This is a genomic window from Paenibacillus sp. 01L418, assembly GCF_056400045.1.
Genome location: NZ_JBFTSN010000001.1, coordinates 26,022 through 50,177, shown reverse-complemented (window position 1 = coordinate 50,177; position 24,156 = coordinate 26,022). Strand labels below are relative to the sequence as shown.

Below are 24,156 nucleotides of genomic sequence, written 5' to 3'. Positions count from 1 at the left end.
CGTCCAAAGAGACAGGACTTAACGTTCGCAGCTAATCGTCATGTTGGCATGCAGCTCTTCGCCAGCGTTCAGCATGACAAGCTCCTCTTGACGGTTAAGCTCACCATTTTCAGCCATCCATGGCTCTACACATACGAAAGGCCGATCCTTAACGGACCAAAGTACCATATATTTGAAAATGTCATCGTAAGTTAGACGAACGCGAGCGCCTTGCAAAGCGACGAAGGAGATTTCGCTCTTCTTCGCATCGAGCAGGCATACGGATTCCACAAGTCCTTCCAAGTCGATAACACCATCAAATGGTTTCTCTACATTATCGTTATAATCGACATAGCGGGTAGCATCGCTTTCATATGCGATCTTTTTATCCGAATCAATGGCGAAATAAGGATGGAAGCCAGCATAAAAAGGCATCGCAGCTGCTTCGCTTAGATTGCGGTACAGCTGACGCGTATGTAATTGACCATCCTGCAGTACATAGGTAAACAACAATTCGAATGCAAAAGGGTAGGAGCGCAGCGTTTCTTCATTGCTTTGCAGGCGGATTGTAATCGAAGCCTCACCATCCGTTTTTGTACTGACAACATCCCATACAGCAGTACGGGCAACGCCGTGATTAGCCATCGTGTACGATTGACCGTTCCACTCATAAGTTTGGTTAGCAAGCTGCCCGCTAATTGGGAACAGGATCGGATTGCCTCCGCGGATATTGGCTGTGGGGTTCTCAAACGTCGCTTTGTCCAAATAAAAGAGCTCTAGTCCATGCAGCTGGCAGCCGATAACGATACCGCCGCGCTCTGGACATACAATGATGCGGGATTGCGTGCTTTCTTCCGTTAACTCATACAAGGTATACGTATCCTTATAGCTGCGTACTTCGTAGTTGCTCACTTGTTTCCCTCCAATAATAGGTACATGGCATATTTCACCATCATATCATATTCGCAATACACGCTACCTCACTATTTATGTCCTAAATCACGCCTACAGAGTCATTTCGCCCTCCCCGTCATCCGTACGACTATCCCTAACCGATCGATTGCCTGTTTTAAAATGGTCGAATCTAGTAAAACAATCATCTACGCCAATTGATAGTCATAGAATAATATATATTAACTTCAGAAGAATGACATAAAATTGAAGAGGCTCATCTGTCTTTCTGAAGCCAAAGCCTCCCTGAAGCCCATCCCTCCGGGTGAAAGGGGGGCTTTTTATTGTGAAAAAAGGACTGTGCCCACAGGTTATAAATAACCTATGAAGCACAGTCCCTTTAAAGAAAGCATTAGCTATTATTCAGCTTTTGGAGCGTCAGTAGCTGCTGGAGTCAGTGTGTTCGTGATTTTTGCTTTTGCACGAATTTCTGTCATCCAAGCTTCGGATAGCTCATTTGCTTCTGTAGCAACAAGCTGGTTCTTAATTTCTTCTTTTTTCTCTTCGAACGTTGGAACAACAGCAGCTTTCTCAGCTGTTTTCTTAATAATGTGGAAGCCGTTTTCGGTTTGAACAACACCGCTGATTTCATTGATTTTTAGAGCAAAAGCAGCAGCTTCGAACTCAGGAACCATTTTTCCTTTTCCGAATAGGCCAAGATCTCCGCCATTATCTTTCGAACCTGGGTCGATCGATTTCGCTTTTGCAATTGCAGCGAAGTCGCCGCCTTGCTTAAGCTCAGCTAGAATAGCGTCAGCTTCTTCTTTTGTAGCTACCAAAATGTGTGAAGCTTGAATTTGCTCAGGCGTGCCAAGTGCAGCTTTGTTCGTATCATAGAACTGTTGAATTTCTTCCGCAGTTACGTCTGTTTTTGGCTCCAAAACTTTACGAATCGTTAGATTGATTTTTGTATCGCTTTTCAAGTTTTCAAGCGTCATGTTGTACTGAGCAAGTGCATTACTGAACTGCTCGTCCGTACCGAAGCTCTTCTTGATCAGCGCAATTTCAGCATCCACGTCAGCGTCTGTAACTTTGACGTTATTTGCTTCTGCTTCTTGGAAGATCAGCTCTTGTGTAATGATGTTCTCAAGTGTAGCCGGACCGCCTGCTTTAACTAGCTCATCGTAAAGTCTGTCTTTCCCTATGTTGACACCGTTGACAGTTGCCACGGTTTCATTGCTTGATCCAAATGGCGGTTTAATTAATACGACGATCAGCAAAATAGCTAGTACTGCTGAGACGATCAACCATGCTTTACCGCTTCCGCCTTTGGGAGCCTGATGAACGCTCTCCGAATTTAGGGCAGCAGCACGAACCTCGTCGTTTGATGCTTCAGGAAGCTCTTCGTTTAATTCTTGTTGAAGCTCCTCTTCGATAGCTGTATCTTGATCCGAAAGCTTGTCCTGCTCTTCTGTCTGTTCGAGCTCGTAACGTTCTTCCTTCGCAGTCAATTCGTTTTCTGCGTCTTTGTTTGGCTGCGATTCCTTGTTATTCATTCCATAAACTCCCTTCAATTTACCTGTCTTCAACTACTATAACAAAACAAGATTGAAAAAACCTTAATCTAAAATAAAAATATATGTTGTCGGCTCGAATTATCCGTATTTCCGCGAAATTTCACTATTTATAGGTTGACTCCGTGATGATATGATAGTAAAAGACGAATATCCAACATTATCCTACAAGTTTCATGTTGGTTTTTAATGAAGCTTTACATTTTGCGCCTCCCACAGGCGGTATGTTTACCAGCAAATACATATAAAGAACGACATCTAGGAGGAATAAGCTTGCGCAAAAATATGTGGGTATACACACGTTTAGTTTTATTAATGCTTTTGCCGTTGGCAGGCTATTTCGCGTTGCGAGGTTCGGAGCTTGATAAGAGCATTAACGCACCTCAAGAGCATTTTTATATCGTCAGTCTCGTAGCATTGATCTCACTGATCCTTGCTATTGCTGTAGGATTCGTCGCGATTACCCTTCGCAATATTAAGATTAGTTTTCTATCGTTATCTTATGTATCATTATCTGCATTGTTTGTTCTGCATGGCTTATCTACCCCTGGTTTTTTAACGCATCACTCAAGTACTGCAGGCAGCACTGCTCAGCTTAGCGTTATACTGGCCGTTGTATGGTTGTGGTTGTCCTCTATATCTGTAGATCGTCCTCTCATCAAATGGTTTGCGCAGTTGCAGCGAATGCTTTTGCCCTTATGGATATCCTTGCTTCTTGCCCTTTGCACCATCCTTTGGTTTTACCCGAATCTTATTCTATTTCTACATTTTAAGGAATTGCCGATGAAATGGGCCGCAAGCCTATTTACGATCGCTTTGAATGGCTGGACAATATATCGGTATTTGCAAGCGTACATATCCTCTCGTTTTCCATTGCAGCTCGCCATCGTGTACAGCTCAGGCTGGATGATTATTGCACAGCTGATTATCGTGAGTGGCGAAGCTTGGAATATAAGCTGGTGGCTTTACCATTTCCTATTGCTTGCTTCGGTTATTGTTATGGTTTGGGGTATTGTAAATCAATATGTCAGCTCCAAATCCATTACAGCGTCTATTAAGCTGATGTTCCGCGCCAATCCGCGCGATTGGATTAACACCTATATGTCTACAAGCGTTCGAGAGCTGGTGATGACAACGGAAGCACGTGATTCTTACACAGCAGGCCATAACTATCGGGTAGCCCTCTATGCTTTGAAGCTGGGAGAGGAGCTCTCACTCAGCTCAGCTGAATTAAGAGCGATTGCGCAAGGCGGATTAGTTCATGATGTCGGCAAATTGCGAATACCGGATACGATTTTGAACAAGCCAGGCAAGCTTACACCAGAGGAACGTGAAATTATTGAGGTGCATCCTATATCGGGCTACGATTTGTGCAAAAGATTAGGTTTTATGCCGGAGGAGCTTTCTGTTATAAGGTCTCATCATGAGAAGTGGGACGGCAGCGGCTATCCTGATCAGCTTGCAGGTGAACAGATACCGCTGCTTGCACGGGTCACTGCCGTAGCGGATGTTTATGATGCTTTGACCTCGTCACGTTCTTACCGAAAGGCGATGTCGCATGAGGCAGCTATGGAAATTATCCTAAAGGAGAGCGGGAGACATTTCGACCCCGTGTGCGTTCAGGCATGGGAGYGCCTTGTACGGGAGCAAACGAGCTTTTTCGAGGAAACCGTCCGCAACAGTCCGCATTTGAAGCTGGAGAAAAGGCTGATCAAATAGTTGCATTTCCATTTGGCAAGCTGCAGTTGTACAATATACGGGAAGCAGTTTGTTGATGCTTAATAAGCACAATAAGCGATTCCAATAACGGTTTGGGGGAATATTGAACATGACTTATTTAGCGGCTAATAATCGGTATGAGAGCATGAAGTATAACCGTGTCGGACGAAGCGGCTTAAAGCTGCCGGCAATTTCCTTAGGATTGTGGCATAATTTCGGCGGCATTGACCGTCATGAGAATGGGCGTGCCATGGTACGCCGTGCATTTGATTTAGGCATTACGCACTTCGATCTTGCGAATAACTATGGACCGCCTGCTGGATCAGCAGAAGAAATGTTTGGCCAAATACTTAATCAAGATTTTGCAGCATATCGTGATGAGCTTATTATATCAACCAAAGCTGGCTACTATATGTGGGAAGGCCCTTATGGCGAATGGGGCTCACGCAAATATTTGGTTTCCAGCTTGGATCAAAGCCTAAAGCGGATGAACCTTGATTATGTCGATATTTTTTATCACCATCGTCCAGATCCGGATACACCGCTTGAAGAAATAATGGGGGCTCTTGATCATATTGTGCGCCAAGGAAAAGCGCTGTATGTCGGCGTTTCGAATTACAATCCAGAGCAAACAGCTAAAGCGGCCGCTATTCTGAAGGATCTAGGTACGCCTTTCCTTATTCATCAGCCATCCTATTCGATGTTCAATCGCTGGATCGAGAACGGCTTGCAGGATGTTTTGGACGAAGAAGGCATTGGCTCGATCGTATTTTCTCCGCTTGCTGGAGGCTTGTTGACGAATCGTTATTTGAACGGTGTTCCTGCCGATTCACGCGCTGGAGGACCAAGTGTATTTCTGAAGGCGGATCATATTACAGACAGCACATTGAATAAGATTAAGCTGTTGAATGAGATTGCACAGCATCGTGGACAATCGCTTGCCCAAATGTCTCTTGCTTGGGTACTCCGAGGCGGAAGAGTAACTTCGGCTTTGATCGGAGCAAGTCGTGTTGAACAAATTGATGATAATGTTGCAGCACTACGCCGTCTTGATTTCAGCGACGAGGAGCTTAGCCGTATTGAATCGGTGCTTGCAGCCGAATAGCTTACTATAAATGATAATGAGACGCTAGAGCAGCTAACCGCAGTGTTGCGGCATGCAGACTCTAGCGTTTTTTTATTATCCAAATAATAGTTGAAAGAGATATAATAGTGTCAAAGTCAGGCAGATTTGGCTCATGCGTAGCGAAAGGTGGAAGTGGTTTGAAAAAAATGTCGTTGCGTACAAAAGGTTTGATCTTGATTGTTCTCATTTCTTTTTTTCCGCTGTTGATTGCCGGAATAGGCAACTATTCTGCGGTCAAGGATGCAATGCTCAAATCCGAAATCGAGAAAACAAGCAGTATGCAAAACAAACGTGCAAACGAATTGGCGTCATGGATGGCTATCCGCAAGGCGGAGGTTATTGTGATGAGCCGAACAGAGGTTGTCCGTTTTGGCACAGATGAGGAGCGTCTTCATTATTTTGGACGTGAGCTCGTTCGCGGGGGCTTTATCTATCACTCGATTGGGTATATAGATGAATCAGGCATAGGCCTGCGTACCGATGGTATTAGACGAGACATGAGTATGGAGTCATTTTTTCAGGAGTCGATTACAGGCAAAGTGGTCATTACGGACCCTTTTAAGCCTTCTTTTTCTGATGCTACACAATCATTTATTGTTGTACCTGTATATGGGGCTACGAATGAACTCAAAGGAGTTGTGTACGCCTCTATTGTCATGGCTACACTTCGGCCATTCATTGAATTTACAGGAGATCAAACGATTATACGCTTGTTCAATGATGAAGGCGGCATCATCTATAGCTCTGATGACCAAGAGATCATTAGCAAGGGCTTATTTCATGAGAAGTCTTCCTTGTCTCCGATTGCCGAGAAAATGCTTGGCTCCTATGAGGGTGTTTCAGAAATTAACATAGCGGGAAGAGCGTACGCGGTATTTCATACGAAGGTGAGTGAAACGCCATGGCGTTTTGCATTGCAAGAGCCAATGTCCAAGCTGGAAGAAGAGGTAAAGCCGATCTTTTGGCGTATTTTCACGACGATTGCTGTCTCGGAAGTAATCATTGTTATCTTCTTCTTTCTCTACTTCGAACGTATTGTGAAGCGGTTAGAACGTATTTTGGGCGTTACGGAGCAGGCTGCAGCGGGGAGCTTCGAGGCTGAGCATCTTGAAGTTGAGCCGTATGATGAGATTGGTCAGCTTGGTCATTCTGTGAACGGCATGATGGAGCATTTGCAAGAAATGTTCGATCGCCTTGAGGCAATTATTAATCAGAATCAATATGCATTTATCGTGCTCGACGATCAGTATAAGGTCACCTATCTGAATAAAACAGCTGAAGAGATGCTGGGCTACAAGACTTCGGAGCTAGCTGGGAGCGCTACACCGCTGTTGTTCATGGATCTAGATGAGGTTCGCTTGGAAGCTGAGAAGCTTACCGAACAGCTTGGCAGAACGGTTCAGCCTGGTCTTGAAGTATTCAAGGAGCTCCGCAGCACGAGCTTCTCCTATGAGAGGGAATGGACCTTTATTCATAAAAACGGAACAAGAATTCCAACGCTGCACAGCTCGAATGGTTTGCGTGACCGCAATGGACGGTTCTCTGGTGTTGTAGGTATGGTGCTCGATATTTCCGACCGCAAGCATGTAGAGAAAGCACGCAATCGTTTGCTCGACATCGTTGAATCAGCCAAGGATTTAATAGCTTCAGTCAGCTCAAGAGGCAAGCTCGTCTATATGAATGGGGCAGGCAGAGAAATGCTGGGCTTGCAAAGCAATGCGGATCAGGTGCATATGGTAGAGGAATATTCTCATCCAGAAATGTATTCGGAGCTTGTGAGAGGAGCAGCGCTCGCCAAAGAGTTTGGTTACTGGGAAAGCGACGCGCAGTTGATGAAGCGAAATGGCGAGCCGCTGTACGTTTCCATGGTCATCGTGCCGCATAAGGATGAAGATACGGGTGAGCTGTTTTTTTCTTGTATAGCCAGAGATATTTCGGAGCAGAAGATGGTGCAGGAGAAGCTTGTTCGCGCCACACTCGAAGCGGAGGAAGCCAATCAGGCGAAAAGCCGATTCCTAGCACTCATGAGCCATGAGATACGCACACCGCTTAATGGGATAATCGGCTTGACGCAATTAATGCGCAAGACAGGGCTGTCTTCGTCACAGAAGGATTATATGGACAAGATGAATACCTCCTCGGAGACGCTGCTGCGAATTATTAATGATATTTTGGATTTCTCCAAAATTGAAGCAGGCAAGGTCGACATCGAACGTCAGCCGTTCCAGCCTGAGGAGCTGATGCACCGGATCACTGATCAATTAAGCGTATTTATGGGCGGTAAAGAGCAGTTTGAATTCATTATTGATACGCCAGAGGAATTGCCGCAAACGATTATTGGCGATGCGCTGCGTCTTGAGCAGGTGCTGCTCAATTTGTGCATGAATGCGATCAAATTCACGAATAGAGGAAAAGTAAGGCTGAAGCTGGAGATAGTGGAGCAGACGGATAAAGGGGTAGACGTGAAGTTTATCATCTCGGATACGGGGATTGGGATGAGCGAGGCGCAGGTCCAGAAGCTCTTTAAACCGTTTACGCAAGCGGATGGATCAACAACACGGAAGTTTGGTGGAACGGGACTTGGACTTGTCATATCCAAATCATTTGTTGAATTAATGGGAGGCAAGCTGAAGGTTACCAGCAAAGCGCTTGTTGGAAGCGAGTTTTACTTTACGCTGCCATTCACTATTATTCATAAGTATACCGAACCGCGTTTGCAGGTTCATCAGGATTTATTGGAGCAGCCCGTGTGGATCGTAGAGGATGATGACGAGATGCGGGAGCACTGGAGCGATATTGTCGAATCGTTTGGCTTGACGCCTATTCCATTTCACTCTTGGAAAATGGCTAGAGATCGCCTGCGCCGCATTGGAGCTGGCGCTCTGCCGAAGCTTATCGTGCTTGATATGGAGATGCCGGATATGTACGGTGCAGAAACCTGGCTTGAATTCCATCGTGATGCGGAACTAGCTGGTGTTAAAACCATTGCTATGACGACCTCTTATGGACGCGACGAAATGATGCAGCTTCCTGCTGAGCAAAGACCGGTAACATTGTTAATTAAGCCTATCATGAGAACGGCTATGCTTCGTGCAATTGAAAGTGTTCTGGATCATAATGGCACGAATGGGAAGGAACAAGAAATCGAGTCGCTCGAAGCAACGATTCAACAAAATATGACAAATACGCGGATTTTGTTAGCAGAGGACAATAAAATTAATCAGCTGGTTGCAATCGAAATTTTGAAGGAGCGGGGCTACGAGGTCGGCTTAGCTGAGAATGGCGAAGAAGTGCTGATGAAGCTGGGTGAAGAGCGCTGGGATCTTATATTAATGGATATTCATATGCCGATAATGGATGGATCGGAAGCGGTTCGCATCATTCGCACACAAGCTAAATATGATCATATTCCGATTATTGCCGTGACGGCAAACGTGCTTCGCAATGATCACGAGCGTTATTTGAAGCTGGGGATGAACGATGTGGTAACGAAGCCTATTTCCTCCGAGCGAATTCATAATGTCATTTCCTATTGGTTGAAGGAAATCAGCGGTTCGACTATTCAGCCGGTCGTCAAATCTGGGCTAAATGATCGTACACGTACATTAGAACCAGCAAATATAGATAGTTTGCCGTCTATTGACGGCATGGACGTTGAAAGCGCACTGGCAAGAGTGAATGGAAAACTGCCGATCTTGCTGCATATGATGGAGCAATTTATGCTTGATTACGATTCATTTGCAGACCAGCTGCGAATGATGATTAAGCAATCGGAGCTAACAATTGTCAAACGAATGGCTCACACACTTAAGGGGGCTGCCGGTTATTTATCCGCCTACGAATTGTTAGAGGCGGCTTGTGAGGTTGAGCGAATCGTGAAGCTGCCGGAGCTAGAATCAGACAATTTGCAAAAAGCTATGATTCAGTTAGAGGTGACGTTAAAGCGGCTTTTGGATGGGCTTCGGAAAGCGAAAGATGTATTCGACAATAAAACCTAACAAATTTCTAACAACTTGTTGTTCCTTTAATAACGTTAAGGTATAGTAGAGATACAAAAAATATTCGACAGAAATCTTCAATCCTCAAAAAGGGTGACGACAATGTATAAGGTTTTAGTTATTGAAGATGACGTCATGATGAGTGATATGCTGTCTATGTATTTATCCGAGGAAGGCTATTCTGTCATGCAAGCTTATAGAGCGGATGATGGATTAAGACTCGCATCAGAGTTTAATCCGGACTTGGTGCTGCTTGATTTAATCTTGCCCGATCTGGACGGAATGGAAGTGTGTGCGCTAATTAGAAAGCGCTCTAACGTACCGATTATGATTCTATCCATGAAGAGTGAAGTGTCAGAAAGAGTTCAGGCTTTAAAAGCTGGAGCGGATGATTACATGTGCAAACCATTCAGCATGCACGAAATGACAGCTAGGGTAGAGGCGTTAATTCGTCGATCGAATACGATGCAGACAGAGACAATGCAGCAGGTTTCAGCAGCAGTGGAAGCGACCGAAGAGGGGGAGCTCATTCAGCTTGATTTTGAGAGACGCCTATTGCTGGTTCGCGGGAAGTTAGTTGAAACAACCTTCTCGGAATATGAGCTGATGAAATTATTTCTTGCACATCCGGGCAAGGTGTTTAGCAGGGAAGAACTTATAAATACGATCCGCGGCTTTGATTCCTTCGTAACAGACCGTGCCATAGACGTACATATCGTCAACCTTCGCAAGAAGATTGAACAGAACCCGAAGGAACCGCGGCTCATTCGAACGGTTTGGGGATTCGGCTATAAGTATACCGCTCAGCATACGAGCAAGAATCAAACCTGAATAAGCTATTATGTAAGAAGAATCACTCTATAACATGGAGTGATTCTTTTTTTTTGCCCATTTGCCCAGCAATACTATGAATATTCGCCGCCATTCTCCTAATTGTAAGGTTGTTAGAACAGGTATTAAATTATCTAACAATGTTCTAAATATTGCTCATTAATTTTTCTAATAGTTGTATGACAAAATGAGTGTATATAACTGAAATGGAAAAGGATGGTGGTCGAACAACATGGATGCGTTGACCGGTTTGCCTTGTCGCAAGGAGGCTTATGCACAGCTGGAATTGGCCGTAAATGTCGTACGTGCAGCAGGCAAGCGGATGGTGGTGGCGTTGGTGGATTTGGATAAATTTTATCGCTTAAATGAAACCAAAGGAACAGAGTTTGGCAACCATGTACTCCTCATGATGGGGCAGCGTCTGGCTGAAGCTAGAAAGGCTGCTACAACGGTGAGTAGAGTTGGTGGAAACAGATTTATGGTAGCTATGCCTGTAGAACATGATGAATGTCAAAGCATACAAGCTGTGGAGGCTATCAAAAATGCGATTGAGCGTCCCATCGATATTAACGGAGCGGAGCTGTATTTGACCTCGAGTATTGGGGCAACGTTATACCCGAAGGATGGACGAACAAGCGAACAGCTTATATGCCGAGCGGAGTCTGCCCTATACCAATCAAAAGAGCAGGGCGGCAATCGAGCAAGATTTTATAATTTGGAAGATACGAATAAGCTTAATCGACGCATCGCTATCGAAGCGGCGTTAAGACCAGCATTATATTTACAGCAATTTCACCTCAGCTATCAGCCTATCTATCGCATGGAGGACGGCAAGCTTAGAGGATTTGAAGCGCTGCTGCGCTGGCAGCATCCTGAGCTTGGCGATATTTCACCTACAGAATTTATACCTATAGCTGAGCATAGCGGTCTCATTGTACCTATTGGAGAATGGGTGCTTAGAGAATCGTGCAAAACGCTCGCGAACATGAGCAAATATGGTTTGAATAGTCTTAACATGTCAATTAATATATCTTCTCTTCAGCTGCAAGATCTGACCTTTTCACAAACGGTGCTGCATGTGTTAAAGGAATATGAGCTTGCGCCCTCCTCATTTGAGCTTGAAATAACGGAAAGCTGTATGCTTCATACTTCAACTACAGCCATATCTACACTTAGCTGGCTTCGAGTAGCTGGCGTTCGAATCATACTAGACGATTTTGGAACAGGATTCTCTTCCCTCACCAACTTGAATCAATTGCCGATTCATTGCCTTAAGATCGATAAGTCATTCATTAGAAACATTGATCTGCAAAGCGCGGATCGCATTATCGTTGAAGGCATCATTAATCTCGTTCATAAGCTTGGTCTTGAAGTGATTGCCAAGGGTGTAGAGTACAAGGAACAATACGAATTATTAGGCGAATGGGGTTGCAATTATGTACAGGGATTCCTTCTGGGCAAACCACAGGAACCTGACGTGCTTGATATATCCATGATACGACGTTCGGAATACACAGCAAAGAAGATGACTAAAGGAGAACTGTAAAGTGAGTCTATTGAGCAAGCTAAAAAATCTTCGATCGATCAAACCTACGATTCGTATAAAGCTAATGGCGTTATGCTTGTCGCTTCTTTTAATTCCTAGCATTCTAGTTAGTACTTTAAGTTACAATACTGCTGTTAGCGAACTGGACAACGGCGGCGAGAAGCTGCTTCAAAATAGCGTTAAAAGCACCATTGGTTTAATTGCATTGCTCGACACACAGGTGAAAGCAGGAGCGATTGACCGCGCCAAAGCAGAAGAGTTCGTCAAAGTCACTATGCTTGGGCCAAAGAATGAGGCAGGCAAACGGCCTATCAATAAAAGCATTGATCTCGGCGAAAACGGTTATGTTTTTGCATTAGACAAAGACTCACTCACGATTGCCCATCCCACGATGGAGGGCAGCAGTCTTGCTGGACTTAAGTACGGCAATGGAGAACCAGTGCTCGATTCTGAATGGGGCCTCCCTGTTTCGGATGCCTTCATGAAGAAAGCGGAGTCGGGTGGCGGTTTTGTTTATTATACTTGGGCGCTTCCGGGTACAGAGAATGAACTGGCGTCGAAAATTACTTACCTAGAGAAGGACCCTCACTGGGGCTGGATTATTGCCTCGGGTACATATATGCAGGATTTTAATAAGGGTGCTGAACAGATTGTGACGGTTACAATCGTTACCTTATTAATTACGATAGCGGTCGGTATGGCAGCAACAATACTCTTTACGATCCGCATGACACGGCCAATCAAGCAGGTTTCTGCGCTTTCAATGGAGGTTGCAAAAGGTAATCTTCAAATAGATCCAATTATTTGCCATTACCGAGATGAGACAGGCGTACTTGCTGTAAGCTTTAATGAAATGGTAAAGCAGCTCAAAACGCTTGTGCACGAGGTGGGGAGCAGCGTGGATCAGGTAGCCGCTTCCTCGGAGGAGCTTATGGCTAGCGGAGAGCAAACCAGCCATGCAAGCGAACATATCGCATATACGATTCAGAAGGTAGCAGATGGGGCAGAGAAGCAATCGGCTAGTGCTGAGCAGAGCTTTCAGGTTATCCATGAAATGTCGGCAAGCGTTCAGCAAATTGCGGTTAGCACGGAGCAAGCATCACATGCAGCCAAAAAAACTTCCCGCCAGGCAACAGAAGGAAACGAGACGCTGCAGCAGGCAGTTGTTCAAATGGAATCAATCCAGCTATCGTTTAATAGTTTGGCTGCAGCCGTACAAGGACTTGGGAATCGATCCACTGAAATCGTTAGAATGGTGCAGGTTATATCTGACATTTCTGCTCAGACGAATCTGCTTGCACTGAACGCTTCTATAGAAGCGGCAAGAGCGGGTGAGCATGGCAAAGGCTTTGCAGTTGTAGCTGGCGAGGTTCGCAAGCTGGCAGAGCAAACGAAGGAATCAAGCGATCATATTACGAAGATTGTTATGGCTGTTGGCACGGAGACGGAACGTGTGGTGCTGGCGATGAATGATGCGGGCACTGTCGTATCCGGCGGCATCCAAGCAGTTGAAGGAGCAGGCCGCATGTTTGGCTCTATACGGGACGAGGTTATGCAGGTCGCTGAGCAAATTGATGAGGTTTCGCAAGCAGCAAATGGGATTGCAGCAGGTACGGAGCAAGTGATGCTGACCATTAAAGAGGTCGTTGATATCGCGGTTGAAGGGGCTTCTGGTACGCAATCTGTAGCTGCGGCGGCGCAGCAGCAGACGGCCTCGATGGAAGAAATTGCAGCGGCATCAGCTATGCTTGCCAATATGGCAGAGCATTTGCAGAAGGAAATTATGAAATTTAAGGTTTAGCTTAAAGGAGAATGAGTAATGCCCTAGCAGCGATATGCTGTTGGGGCATTTTTTATAGGTGAATGGGATTGATAAAAACACAAAAAGACCTGACGGGCACTTTGCCTGCAGGTCTTTCTTTACGAGTTATCTAACATACTTCAAGGTAGAGCTTTGTGCCGTCGTTATATTGGAAAATAGCGACATCACGCACCATTTCAACAGATTTGATTCTTCTCCACTTTTTGCGGAAGTCAAAATCGAGTTCTAGTTCGTACAATTTATGATGAAGCAGATCTATGGATGCGGATTGTTCATTAGGGTAATAGACTGGGACAGAACGACTTTTAAAGGTAACGATTTTCATCATTTCCTATAACACCTCCGATCAATTTCCTCCATTCTAACGTAAATATTTTAGCCCCTTATGAATATGTGGTCAGAATTTTGTTTACTTTATTTACACTTTTCTAACATGTTCGACAATTACTGCACATGCTTTAGAGGTGTAGCAGCTGCAATCTCATGTATGAAAGCCATAGAAAAACTGGCGGAATGATCAACTGAATGATAGCTTGCGAAATATTTCCTTAAAGCTTTCGCTGCTGGTTGCGTAATAAACGATTGCGATGAGCGTCAAATGAAGCGGATAAAAGCTGCGCCAGACGAAGCGCGGCACTTTGATGGTTTCGAGGCTGCGCATGAAATCAGGCACATAGACCATAAGAATAGTAGCAAATATGCTAAAGGGCTGTATGAACCATTCCTTTATAAAGATGCTTACCACTTCCAAGGAGAAGTGAAACACAACAAAGGATTGATTTTGAGCATAACGATAAATGAGTACGAGCAGTGCAGCATATGCGCCATAGCTGAAGGGCATAAACTCGAGAAGTCCAGCGAGTGAAAGGCAAAGCAGAACTTGAAGAAGCGGCTTTCCGTTCCATTTGTCTAGAAGGCGCAGAAGCAGCAGGCAGACGAATAAAGTGCCTACCGTATTGACTTCAAGCCGGTAAAAAGCAAATTGATAAGGCAGCTGCGATAAAAGCGCGATCCATGCAACCCGTTTCAGATAACGATCCAAATTGCTCGTTCGGTAATAACCGAGGACAATCGCGAGCGCATAGAAGGGGAGTGCCAGCCGTCCAATGATTCTCCAAACGACGTTCTCAGGGAACCATAACAGACCAATATGATCAATAAGCATAGTAAGCATAGCCAAAACTTGAATCGCAATCACCTTCGTTCCCTCGCCTTTTGTTTAGTATAGCATAGGAAAACGAGGGAATAGGAGCAGGAAGACCTCCAAGCCGCTTTGCGCGCATGAGGAGGTCTTCCTTGAATCATGACATGATTATAGTCCGGCGTTTTTCTGCAGCCGACGGGCAATTTCAATAAAATCCTCTTGCGAGATGCCTGGCGCAAACTCTTCTGGAAGCTCGCTCAAATCAGGCATAGGTGCGCCTTGCGGTGCGCCTTGAATGACCTCAAGCTCAGCGCCGGTAAGCGGATTTTGTCCATTCCAAATGAGGACAATATCCTTGTAGTCGTTCTGGCTGAATGTGTACAGCTTGTTGCCAAGCCCCATTGCTTCGTATTTTCGAGCCGTTTCGAAGCTGTTGTTGCTAAGGTCGGGAATAGGGATAAGCTTCTTCACATCAACACCCGTTGCGATTTCGAGCGCTTTGGCATAGGCAAGTACATGGACGCCGCCGCGAACGAGTAAATAGCCAATCATTGCCCTTGCTGTAGGGTGATCCGTCATCTCAAATACTCGCATTTTATGCGTTCGTGCTCCGCACTCCAAGAAGAAATTATGCAGCAGATCAAGCACGAGATTGCCGCTGCTAAATACATTATCACCAGTCCATGCGCGTCCCATCGAATCACCTGGCAGCGAGGTTTGACCGGTTTGTATAAAAAAATAGCTGTTGCGCTTATTTACACCTTCCTTTAGTGGAGCAGAATTAGGATCACCGGGACTTGTTGTCCCTGTTAATACCATATTAATAGCTGTCGAAACAAGCTCCACATGGCCAAATTCCTCTGCTGTTATGCTGGATACGAGGTCGTAGAACGGTTTAAGCTTCTTTTTCTCACGGAAATTAAAGGACTGATACATGTAGTTGTTTAAGGTGGACATTTCACCAAATTTTCCTCCAAGCAGCTCCTGCACCGCTGCCGCGGCGTTCGCATCCGCGTAAGGTGATGGCGGGAGTTCTATCTGAAGCCGATTTATCCGTTCAATCATGAGTTTACTCCCCTCATTTCATCGACGTTTCATTCTATGCATATGTATGACAGCTTTCGCAGTCATAGACCGTCGATGTCAAAAGGGACATGCTTTTGTCGAATGTATCAAAGCCTAACTTAATACTTAGAGCAGTGTGATGACAAGAAGCTCATACAGAACGAGTGGCAGCACCGCATTGTACGGGTTCATGAAAGCGCGCGGGTCTCGCATCGTACATTGCAAATAAAGAATGCAGTGATCAATATGCATAAGTTTGCCTTCAAATACATGTCCATCGATGGTCTGGACGCAAACGTATTTATGCATATGACCGCCGCACATGTTCATAATCCTATCGCGTACCTCCATCACCATTGCCGTGTGCTGCGCTTCGGCTTCATAGATCACTGGAGCGGGTTTCTCCATGCCTGCCATGTTGCTCATATTAGGCATGCCGCCCATGCCTGCGTTTTGCATGTTGCTCATGTTAGGCATGCCACCCATACTGCTGACGTTTGGCATATTGCCCATGTTGCTCATATTGGACATGCCGCCCATACTGCCGACGTTTGGCATATTGCCCATGTTGCTCATATTGGGCATGCTGCCCATATTGCCTGCTTTCGGCATATTGCCCATGTTGCTCATATTGGACATACTTCCCACATTCCCCGCATTCGGCATACTACTCATGGTGTTCATGTTAGGCATATTGCTCATGCTCCCCATGTTGCCGGGGTTTGGCACATTGCCCATATTGCCGATATTGCCCATGCTCATCATATTTTCTGCCAAGCCAAAGACCTCCATTCGTATGGTATGTCATATAGGTATGCAGGAAGCGAGCGGGTCATACAAAAATGGAAGGTTAAATTCAACACATGGAAGGCGATACTCGTCCATGCAACTCTCTTAAATTTACATAGAATAGAGTATGTTCGATAGGGAGGTGGAATAATATGTCTGCTAAATCAATACTGAAAGTTAGCAATGTGAAAGCTGCTCGCAAAACAAAAAGCCGAGCTCGTATTTCTTCTGAAAGCATAAGCCCAGTGGAGCAAAAAAGCTGCGGACGCAGAGAAGACCCGGCAGTTGAAGCGATGCAAGAAGCAGGAGCTGAGTTAAGTGATATTTTTAAACAGTTGAAAGATGAGCGCACTGCTGCAAAACTTGTGAGAGCGATACGATGTCGTGATGCAAGAGCCGTTCAAAGCTTAATCGATTGCCATTGCCGTGTAGTTAACTTCTTCTGCACGCGTGACAAGGACTGTGTAAGAATTTTCTGTGCGTTTGGAAGAAATCAAGATGTAACCGTCTCATTTGATATTTGCGTCAAAAGAGAAGTAGATGAATGCCGTCGTCAATTCTGGTAATTTCAATTTAATAGGAAGGGCTGTCAATATTCTATGTTGGCAGTCCTTTTTGTTATTTAAAAAGGAGGCATATCACAGGAGTTGTATGGGCTGCATACGTTATAGGAGTGAGAGACGAGAATCATGTATAAGTTTGGAGGGAAAGAGGATGCCGCGAATACCTAATTTTCCGCAAGCGTTGTTAGATGAGCACCGCGTATGGCATCATACGAATCATTTGGTTCCGGGAACGATACCGCCGCCGGGTTATGGCGATCGGTTTCTGCGATTTCATCGAGATTTTATTAATAGGGTATACAGCTGGCATGATTCGATGGGCTATGACCGCAGCTGGATTGCTGGCTGGAACCAAGTGCCTGAGGAGATCAGGCGTTCCTCCTGCTTTAATCCAGGCGCAGAGCAGCGAGTACAGAACAATCCGCGTTCATTCGCTACAGCCGATCAGCTGGGCAGCTTTATTGAGTACAATCTTCACGGGTGTTTTCATGAAATGGCGGCGAGGTTGTACAATCAGCCCGAGCTGAATGATTTTGACCTAGCGCCGCGCCATACTGAATTTTATAATATCCATGGCTTAATTGACCAGTGGTATAGCAATTGGGAGCGAACAATGGGCGTTCGCGATCCAGCTAGCAAAAGCAGGGCATCCCTTAAGTACAACCGCGCAGAGCCTGAAGTACGCTCGTATAATAAGAAAACTCGCGAGGCACGAATTGCTTCGCCGAAACAGAGCACTGGACAATCGTCAGCTGCTCGTTCTGATCGCCGAGCTCAACACCTGACGCAGAAACCGCAGATAAAGAGCCTTCAAACAATGCAATCAGCTCATCTAGATCAGCCTCATAAACGCCGGCCACTTCTTCAGGCTGCAGCAGAAGTTCTGTCAAAGGCAGCTCGCACACAAGGCCAAAAACGTCACTGACCTCACGGTCGATAAAGGGTTTTCCGTTTACTTCACCGCTAATATTTTCCCTGATTTGCCCGAGTGGTATGAGCTGTTGAAATGAGGCGGAAACCCCTAGCTCTTCCTCAAGCTCACGAATGGCCTCGCGAATAGTTTCGCCCGCACTCAAATGGCCGGCCGCCGTGATATCATAGCAGCCCGGATTGGTATCCTTGCCTGCCTGACGCAGCTGAAACCGCACGAACCTGCGGTTTCCTTCACGGCGCGTCAGCCAGCAATGGAAGCTGCGGTGCCAATAACCTTTCGCATGCGTCTCTGCGCGTGTTGCTGTGCCCAGCGGCCGAAGCTGCTCGTCATAAATGTCAAAGAGCTCATCAGCCATGTGCAGCAGCCTCTAGCTGGGATGTGCAGTGCTTGCAGCGAGTAGCCTTCACAGGGATTTTGGACAAGCAGTAAGGGCAATCCTTCTCGGTCACTTCAACAGGTGGAGCTTCCTTCTTCTCATTGCGGCGAAGCACATTGATTACTTTTACAAGCAGAAAGATACAGAATGCAACGATAATAAAGTCCAGCATTACGTTTATGAATTGGCCATAATTAATGGTAGGCAACAAGGTTTCATCAATTTTGCCTCCGTTGCTTGCGGTGACAGTGGCGGCGTGTTCTTTGCTATAAAGAGGGATTTTTAAATCCTTAAAATCGACGCCTCCCAAAACCACACCGATCGGCGGCATAATCACATCGTTAACCAAAGAAGTTACGATTTTACCAAAAGCTCCTCCGATAATGACCCCGACCGCTAAATCGATGACATTGCCTCTCATTGCAAACTCTTTAAACTCTTTAATGATTTTCATTGCTTTTCCTCCTACACATTTTAAGAAGCGGTAATAATGTCTGACGTAAGCCTCGTGCTATTACGAAGCGGAATGATCAAATCTAGCAATCCTATTAGACTATTATCGCCTGTTTCTACTAAGGTCATTCTAACATAATAGCCGAAGATGAGCAGAAGAGAAACTCACTCGCGATTTCTTACAAAAAATTGAAATATTGCCGGGACAAAGAGAGGTTTTTAAAGGATATTGTCGAATTTTACTATTTGAAAGCAAATTAATGGTTATTTAAGGAGTTCTATGAGCGACCTCGTTATACATGAAAATGGATTCTATTTAGTTTTATCACTCTTCATCATGTGTTTTGCCTCCTATACGATGCTGAAAATGATTGAAAAGCCTCTGCAAAATGAACATACACACGGCTTCAATTGGATCATTGGCGGCGCTGCTGTATTTGGACTTGGCCTATGGACGATGCATGTTGTTTTGTTGCTTGCATCCCATTATAGATTGGTCATGAATTGGAGCATGCTCCCTATAGTATTCGCATGTGTCATTATCATTTATGTCTCATTAGTTGTTATGCAAAAGAAAAATCTCTCATCGGTACGCTTCTTATTTGGAGCCCTATTAATGGCTCTGGGAGTTAATATGCTTCATTACTTGTCGATGCTTTCCGAATCGGTCGTTATACTAAAAATGGACTGGCCGCTTTATTGGATCTCCTTTGGAGTCAACTTTATTGGTGCATATTTGGCTTTTTATTGGCTGGAAACAAAGGGGTCAGGGTATAAGATAAAAAGCTGCTTTTCACTCGGATTGTCTAATATAGTCGTTCATCAAGTTGGCATGCACGCGCTGCAGATTGATTATAGCGATGTTTTATCTACAGATCTTCTAAACCAATATTTGTTGATTCTTGCATCTTTACTTGGTTTATCTACTTTATTTATCCTCAGCTTCAGTCTTACCACCTGGTTTGCATCCAACAAATATACTCAAATGAATGAGCGTTATAAACTTCTAGTGGAGAACTCCATAGATACGATAGCTTTAATAAGCGACGGCAAATGGGAATTTATGAACCGTGCTGGCTTGCGTTTATTCGAAGTGCATTCAGCGGATAAAATAATCGGTTCAAATGTTTATAATTTATTGGCCGAACCCTATCATAATGAACTGGAAGCATGGCTCACGGCAGGCCAAGCAGGAGATGATGCGCCCAATAAGCCAATCGAGCTGCAATGGATGTCCATGCAAGGGATGCTGCTTCATACAGAAATGGTACGGGTGAGCTCTACCTTCTCGGGTAAACAAATTGAACAAGTCATTATTCGGGATATTTCTGAGAGGAAGAAGAATGAGGAGCTGCTCATTAATTCTGAGAAGCTTTATGTCGCAGGTCAATTAGCGGCGGGCATTGCACATGAAATTCGAAATCCGCTTACCTCGTTAAAAGGGTTTATGCAGCTGCTTTCATCGGGCCGGGGCAATATCAACCATTTTTACGATATTATGAAAACAGAGCTCATCCGTATCGAGTCAATCGTCAGCGAACTACTTATGCTCTCCAAGCCACAGGTTTATGAATTTGTGCATAAAGATTGCCGTCAATTAATGGCGGACACGGTTAATTTACTGGAGACACAAGCTATTTTGCACAATGTGATCATTGAATTCCATTCTGACTATCGCCCATTGTGGGTATACGGTGTTGAGAATCAATTAAAGCAAGCGTTTATTAACGTGCTTAAAAATGCGATAGAAGCGATGCATAATGGTGGCATCGTCATGATTAATATGTCCCTTGATCCTGATCGCGGAGTAATGATACGCATTAAAGATGAAGGATCAGGCATGCCTGCGGAGCAGCTGTCGAAGATTGGTCAACCTTTTTATACAACAAAGGATAAAGGGACAGGACTTGGATTAATGGTCACTTTCAAAATTATTAATAATCATCAGGGACAAATTACGGCCGAAAGCAAGCTAGGAGTCGGGACGACCTTCATCATCCAATTGCCGTATATGGAGCAGCCGAATTTGCCGATGGATCAGAAGCTGAGCGAGCTAGGCCAATCAGATGATTCAGACCATTAGAGACGGGTTCACGCCATTCATCATTAACTTTTTATCACGCGCCGAAGGATGACTTTTTGAATTTGAAACTTAATTTTCAAGACATCGTAATACGGTTATGCAGTTCGGAATGATGATAATTTGAGTGGAGGTCGGTTTGATGTTTAATCGTTTTTTGGCAAGCATCGGTATTGGCTCAGCAAAGATTGATACACTATTAGAAAAAGCACGTTATGCACCAGGTGAAGAGGTTCGAGGTATCGTCAAAATGCAAGGCGGCAACGTAGAGCAGCGAATTGAAACGATACAGCTATCGGTCATGACAGAATATATACGTGAGAGCAATGACAGTAAAATAACGCAGCAGGGAGTGGTGGGACGATATCACGTGAGCGCTCCCTTCACATTGCAGGCAAATGAAAGTCGCGAGGTGCCGTTCTCCTTTCAGCTGCCCCATCAAACACCGCTTACAATTGGCCGCGCGCCAGTATGGGTGAAGACGGAATTAGACGTTCGCGGAGGCGTCGATCCTGGTGATAATGACCGAATCGAAGTGGTTCCGACACACGCCATGAACACGGTGCTGGAGGCGCTGAATGTGCTCGGCTTCCGTTTGCGCAAGGCAGAATGCGAGTACTCTTCCCGTCTTGGCGGCAAAATGCCATTTATTCAAGAGCTGGAATTTGTGCCGACCTCGCAGTTCCGAGGCCAGCTTGATGAGCTGGAAGTGATGTTCTATCCATCGGATCGCGAGCTTGAGCTGGTGCTCCAAATCGACCGGCGCGCACGCGGGTTATCATCCTTTTTTGCAGAGGCTATGGATATGGATGAGACATTTGTTCGGGCTCGCTTCACGAATGAGCAGCTGTCAGCAGGGCCGAACGCAATTGCGCAGCAGTTGTCTGGAATCATAGCGCGCTATATTTAAGTTTTATAAATAAAACAAGCTCGGGAGCGCTCTTGCAGGGGCGTTTCGGAGCTTTTTTGCTGCTTGCAGCGCAGTTATAAATGAATAACGGATGCAAGTAGTGATCGAATCGGTTTTTTCGGTATAATAACTGGAGGAGGGGATTAATTTGGCAGAACCGCTTAAGGCTATGTACGATGGATTATTTTTGGAGAAATTTGCGGGTTTGCTGAAGTCAGCATGGAGTCCTTTTGACGTCGTTCTTTTCGCAGAGCGTGTAAGGGATGGTGACTGGGAGCAATTAGAGTTAAAGGCTCGAACTCGAAAAATTACAGAAGCGCTGGGTGCTACATTACCGCAGGCATATGATGAAGCGCTGGCTGTTTTATATCAAATAGATGAAAAATGCACTGGGCTGCCTTTTATCGTATTTCCAGACTTCGTCGAGGTGTTTGGACTGGAGCCGCAAAACTGGGAGCTGTCTTTGGACGCGCTGGAGCGCTTTACGAAATATTCGACCTCAGAATTTGCAATAAGAGCATTCATTCTTGCCGATCCACAGCGTATGGCTAAGCAAATGCTTATATGGGCAGATCATCCGAATGAGCACGTAAGGCGGCTTGCGAGCGAAGGCATAAGACCACGCCTGCCATGGGCGCAGGCGCTGCCGCTCTTTAAGCGAGATCCATCGCCGATTGTTCCGATTTTGGAGAAGCTGAAATGTGATGATTCACTTTATGTGCGTAAGAGCGTAGCTAACAACTTGAATGATATTGCGAAAGATCATCCGGAGCTTGTCACCACGCTTGCGCAGGCTTGGATCGGCAATGATGCGAAGACGGATTGGATCATTCGTCATGGCTGCCGTACGCTGATTAAGCAATCAAGCCCGCAGATCATGGAATTGTTTGGGTACGCGAAGCACTCGTCTGCAGAAGAAGAGGAACACCCGCTTGTTGCTTTTGCTGCAATCGAGGTAGATCCAGAGACGGTTGCTATTGGTGGTGAGGTATCTATACGCTATCGCATACAGCTGCGTGAGGGTGAGCCGGCCAAGCTGCGTATCGAATATGGAATTGCATTCGTGAAGTCTGGAGGGAAAACTTCATTGAAACGTTTCCTGCTATCGGATCGCGAGTATGCTGGAGGAGCGTCAGCTTCAAGTGTTCGCACTCATCGTTTTGCTGATTTAACGACGCGAAAGCATTATAGCGGGCTTCATCTTGTAACGCTTTGGGTAAATGGAAGAGAGGTGGCTTCAGCCGAACTTCTGGTGACGGAGGCAGAATCAACATGACGATTGGTGCAAGAGTTTTAAAAACGGGGATGGCTGTTGCCTTAGCGATTTACTTGAGCAGCTTGTTCGGCTTCGCTTCCCCGCTTATTGCTGCTGTGGCAGCTATATTTACGATTCAGCCTTCTATTTACCGCTCATGGCAGCGTGTAGCGGATCAAGTGCAAACGAATCTGCTTGGTGCTGTAATGGCGATTGTAGCCGTTCGGTTATTCGGCCATACGCCGATTGCGGCAGGTCTTGTATGTATCCTTGTCATTCTCATTAGTATTCGCTTGAAGATGGAGAGCACGATTAGTCTGACGCTAGTAACGGTCGTTGCCATTATGGAAGCGAATGGACAAGGCTGGGACGTGGCAATTGGAAGATTTTTAATGGTGCTAACGGGTATTGGAGCATCATTTGCGGTTAACGTGCTCGTATTTCCTCCACGGCCAAGGAAGCAATTTACCGAACAGGTTCATCATGCCTATTCACAGCTTTCTCTGCTGCTTCGCACAGCCATTTCGAATGAGATGAAGGAGCAGGTTTTCCGCCAAGAGAAGGACAAGCTTCACGATACGCTGCACAAGCTGGAGGAACGCCACACCGTTTTCGAAGAGGAGCGCAAAGTGCTTGCGAAGACGAAGACGAGCCATGCCCGTCAGCTGCTTGTATCGAAACAAATGATTAAGTCTCTGCAAAAAGGGGCTGATCTGCTCGATGTGGTGGAGGAGCATTATTTTTCCTCCCAAAGTGCCAGTGAGTGGGCGCTGCGCTTCGATCGGCAAATTGAGGATTTATCGAAGTATCACGAGCACATCTTGTTGAAAGCTGAAGGGAAAATGAAGCCTAATGCGCTGATTGAGCCTGAGGAAGAACGAGAAGCGCGGTTTGTGAAGGAATTGACAGCATACATTTTGGAAGACCCGGACGAGCATAAGCGTCTCGTCTTTGTCGCTTCGGCATTGTTCGAATATGCCTACCATTTGCGGCGACTGGAGAAGCTGCTCGATCAAGTGACGCAGCGCGAGGAAAACGCAAAGCGCTGTGCTGAAGAGGCAGAGAATGGACCAAAGTCATCATGAACGGATTTAGCTGATT

The 24,156-nt window shown here is 45.5% G+C and carries 20 protein-coding genes; 12 read left to right on the top strand and 8 right to left on the bottom strand.

Annotation, left to right across the window (positions count from 1 at the left end):
• Positions 1-18: 18 nt before the first annotated feature.
• The gene (locus AC1DSE_RS00215; protein WP_477510930.1) at positions 19-891 is read right to left on the bottom strand and encodes an aldose epimerase family protein; all 873 of its coding nucleotides are present in this window, start codon (positions 889-891) and stop codon (positions 19-21) included.
• 398 nt (positions 892-1,289) lie between these two features.
• A complete protein-coding gene (locus AC1DSE_RS00210) occupies positions 1,290-2,426 on the bottom strand; it encodes a peptidylprolyl isomerase (RefSeq protein WP_477510929.1) in 1,137 nt (378 codons plus the stop codon).
• A gap of 291 nt (positions 2,427-2,717) precedes the next feature.
• On the opposite strand from AC1DSE_RS00210, the gene AC1DSE_RS00205 reads away from it, so the two are divergent.
• The 6 genes from AC1DSE_RS00205 (at position 2,718) to AC1DSE_RS00180 (ending at position 13,465) form a co-directional block, all read left to right on the top strand.
• Positions 2,718-4,163 (top strand): HD-GYP domain-containing protein, encoded by a 1,446-nt coding sequence (locus tag AC1DSE_RS00205; RefSeq protein ID WP_477527301.1) that lies wholly within the window; start codon positions 2,718-2,720, stop codon positions 4,161-4,163.
• A 109-nt stretch (positions 4,164-4,272) separates the two neighbouring features.
• Complete coding sequence (mgrA, locus tag AC1DSE_RS00200) at positions 4,273-5,268, top strand: L-glyceraldehyde 3-phosphate reductase (RefSeq protein ID WP_477510927.1); 996 nt, start codon at positions 4,273-4,275, stop codon at positions 5,266-5,268.
• Between the two features lie 167 nt (positions 5,269-5,435).
• Positions 5,436-9,287, top strand: a complete 3,852-nt coding sequence (locus AC1DSE_RS00195; RefSeq protein WP_477510992.1) for a response regulator — start codon at positions 5,436-5,438, stop codon at positions 9,285-9,287.
• Positions 9,288-9,389: 102 nt separating this feature from the next.
• Entirely contained in the window at positions 9,390-10,118 is a 729-nt protein-coding gene (locus AC1DSE_RS00190) for a response regulator transcription factor (protein WP_477527300.1), read from the top strand.
• Between the two features lie 232 nt (positions 10,119-10,350).
• On the top strand, positions 10,351-11,664 hold the full coding sequence (locus tag AC1DSE_RS00185; RefSeq protein ID WP_477510925.1) for a putative bifunctional diguanylate cyclase/phosphodiesterase: 1,314 nt from the start codon (positions 10,351-10,353) through the stop codon (positions 11,662-11,664).
• Between the two features lies 1 nt (position 11,665).
• A complete protein-coding gene (locus AC1DSE_RS00180) occupies positions 11,666-13,465 on the top strand; it encodes a methyl-accepting chemotaxis protein (protein ID WP_477510924.1) in 1,800 nt (599 codons plus the stop codon).
• 130 nt (positions 13,466-13,595) lie between these two features.
• Here the strand turns inward: AC1DSE_RS00180 and AC1DSE_RS00175 are convergent, their stop codons facing one another.
• The 4 genes from AC1DSE_RS00175 to AC1DSE_RS00160 all read right to left on the bottom strand — a co-directional run bounded on the left by AC1DSE_RS00175 (position 13,596) and on the right by AC1DSE_RS00160 (position 16,472).
• On the bottom strand, positions 13,596-13,814 hold the full coding sequence (locus tag AC1DSE_RS00175; protein ID WP_076268411.1) for a hypothetical protein: 219 nt from the start codon (positions 13,812-13,814) through the stop codon (positions 13,596-13,598).
• Positions 13,815-14,003: 189 nt separating this feature from the next.
• Positions 14,004-14,684 carry a TraX family protein gene (locus tag AC1DSE_RS00170; protein ID WP_477510923.1) on the bottom strand — a complete coding sequence of 227 codons (681 nt, stop codon included), beginning with the start codon at positions 14,682-14,684 and terminating at the stop codon, positions 14,004-14,006.
• Positions 14,685-14,798: 114 nt separating this feature from the next.
• The gene (locus AC1DSE_RS00165; protein ID WP_441877864.1) at positions 14,799-15,695 is read right to left on the bottom strand and encodes a manganese catalase family protein; all 897 of its coding nucleotides are present in this window, start codon (positions 15,693-15,695) and stop codon (positions 14,799-14,801) included.
• Between the two features lie 126 nt (positions 15,696-15,821).
• Positions 15,822-16,472, bottom strand: coding sequence for a hypothetical protein (locus AC1DSE_RS00160; RefSeq protein ID WP_477510922.1), 651 nt, complete (start codon positions 16,470-16,472; stop codon positions 15,822-15,824).
• Positions 16,473-16,636: 164 nt separating this feature from the next.
• Here AC1DSE_RS00160 and AC1DSE_RS00155 point away from each other — a divergent pair, with 164 nt between their 5' ends.
• Both AC1DSE_RS00155 and AC1DSE_RS00150 read left to right on the top strand, forming a co-directional pair.
• Positions 16,637-17,050: a hypothetical protein gene (locus tag AC1DSE_RS00155; RefSeq protein WP_477510921.1), complete on the top strand. Its 414-nt coding sequence runs from the start codon at positions 16,637-16,639 to the stop codon at positions 17,048-17,050.
• Between the two features lie 185 nt (positions 17,051-17,235).
• A complete protein-coding gene (locus tag AC1DSE_RS00150) occupies positions 17,236-17,574 on the top strand; it encodes a hypothetical protein (protein ID WP_441908232.1) in 339 nt (112 codons plus the stop codon).
• 126 nt (positions 17,575-17,700) lie between these two features.
• Here AC1DSE_RS00150 and AC1DSE_RS00145 read toward each other — a convergent pair whose 3' ends face one another.
• Positions 17,701-18,336 (bottom strand): NUDIX hydrolase, encoded by a 636-nt coding sequence (locus tag AC1DSE_RS00145; protein WP_477510920.1) that lies wholly within the window; start codon positions 18,334-18,336, stop codon positions 17,701-17,703.
• A complete protein-coding gene (gene mscL, locus AC1DSE_RS00140) occupies positions 18,329-18,811 on the bottom strand; it encodes a large-conductance mechanosensitive channel protein MscL (RefSeq protein ID WP_477510919.1) in 483 nt (160 codons plus the stop codon). The genes AC1DSE_RS00145 and mscL overlap by 8 nt, the downstream gene beginning before the upstream one ends.
• A 366-nt stretch (positions 18,812-19,177) precedes the next feature.
• Here mscL and AC1DSE_RS00135 point away from each other — a divergent pair, with 366 nt between their 5' ends.
• The 4 genes from AC1DSE_RS00135 (at position 19,178) to AC1DSE_RS00120 (ending at position 24,140) form a co-directional block, all read left to right on the top strand.
• The gene (locus AC1DSE_RS00135) at positions 19,178-20,893 is read left to right on the top strand and encodes an ATP-binding protein (RefSeq protein WP_477510918.1); all 1,716 of its coding nucleotides are present in this window, start codon (positions 19,178-19,180) and stop codon (positions 20,891-20,893) included.
• Positions 20,894-21,032: 139 nt separating this feature from the next.
• Positions 21,033-21,800 (top strand): sporulation protein, encoded by a 768-nt coding sequence (locus tag AC1DSE_RS00130; RefSeq protein WP_339206505.1) that lies wholly within the window; start codon positions 21,033-21,035, stop codon positions 21,798-21,800.
• Positions 21,801-21,948: 148 nt separating this feature from the next.
• Positions 21,949-23,076, top strand: a complete 1,128-nt coding sequence (locus AC1DSE_RS00125) for a DNA alkylation repair protein (RefSeq protein ID WP_477510917.1) — start codon at positions 21,949-21,951, stop codon at positions 23,074-23,076.
• On the top strand, positions 23,073-24,140 hold the full coding sequence (locus tag AC1DSE_RS00120; RefSeq protein ID WP_441877878.1) for an FUSC family protein: 1,068 nt from the start codon (positions 23,073-23,075) through the stop codon (positions 24,138-24,140). The genes AC1DSE_RS00125 and AC1DSE_RS00120 overlap by 4 nt, the downstream gene beginning before the upstream one ends.
• The last annotated feature ends 16 nt before the right edge of the window (positions 24,141-24,156 follow it).

What these genes read in the sequence shown, in the direction of transcription:
- AC1DSE_RS00210 (WP_477510929.1), bottom strand. Translation starts at nt 2,426, where the DNA reads ATGAATAACAAGGAATCGCAGCCAAACAAAGACGCAGAAAACGAATTG.
- mgrA (WP_477510927.1), top strand. Translation starts at nt 4,273, where the DNA reads ATGACTTATTTAGCGGCTAATAATCGGTATGAGAGCATGAAGTATAAC.
- AC1DSE_RS00195 (WP_477510992.1), top strand. Translation starts at nt 5,436, where the DNA reads ATGTCGTTGCGTACAAAAGGTTTGATCTTGATTGTTCTCATTTCTTTT.
- AC1DSE_RS00190 (WP_477527300.1), top strand. Translation starts at nt 9,390, where the DNA reads ATGTATAAGGTTTTAGTTATTGAAGATGACGTCATGATGAGTGATATG.
- AC1DSE_RS00185 (WP_477510925.1), top strand. Translation starts at nt 10,351, where the DNA reads ATGGATGCGTTGACCGGTTTGCCTTGTCGCAAGGAGGCTTATGCACAG.
- AC1DSE_RS00175 (WP_076268411.1), bottom strand. Translation starts at nt 13,814, where the DNA reads ATGATGAAAATCGTTACCTTTAAAAGTCGTTCTGTCCCAGTCTATTAC.
- AC1DSE_RS00165 (WP_441877864.1), bottom strand. Translation starts at nt 15,695, where the DNA reads ATGATTGAACGGATAAATCGGCTTCAGATAGAACTCCCGCCATCACCT.
- AC1DSE_RS00155 (WP_477510921.1), top strand. Translation starts at nt 16,637, where the DNA reads ATGTCTGCTAAATCAATACTGAAAGTTAGCAATGTGAAAGCTGCTCGC.
- AC1DSE_RS00150 (WP_441908232.1), top strand. Translation starts at nt 17,236, where the DNA reads ATGAGCACCGCGTATGGCATCATACGAATCATTTGGTTCCGGGAACGA.
- AC1DSE_RS00145 (WP_477510920.1), bottom strand. Translation starts at nt 18,336, where the DNA reads ATGGCTGATGAGCTCTTTGACATTTATGACGAGCAGCTTCGGCCGCTG.
- mscL (WP_477510919.1), bottom strand. Translation starts at nt 18,811, where the DNA reads ATGAAAATCATTAAAGAGTTTAAAGAGTTTGCAATGAGAGGCAATGTC.
- AC1DSE_RS00135 (WP_477510918.1), top strand. Translation starts at nt 19,178, where the DNA reads ATGATTGAAAAGCCTCTGCAAAATGAACATACACACGGCTTCAATTGG.
- AC1DSE_RS00130 (WP_339206505.1), top strand. Translation starts at nt 21,033, where the DNA reads ATGTTTAATCGTTTTTTGGCAAGCATCGGTATTGGCTCAGCAAAGATT.
- AC1DSE_RS00120 (WP_441877878.1), top strand. Translation starts at nt 23,073, where the DNA reads ATGACGATTGGTGCAAGAGTTTTAAAAACGGGGATGGCTGTTGCCTTA.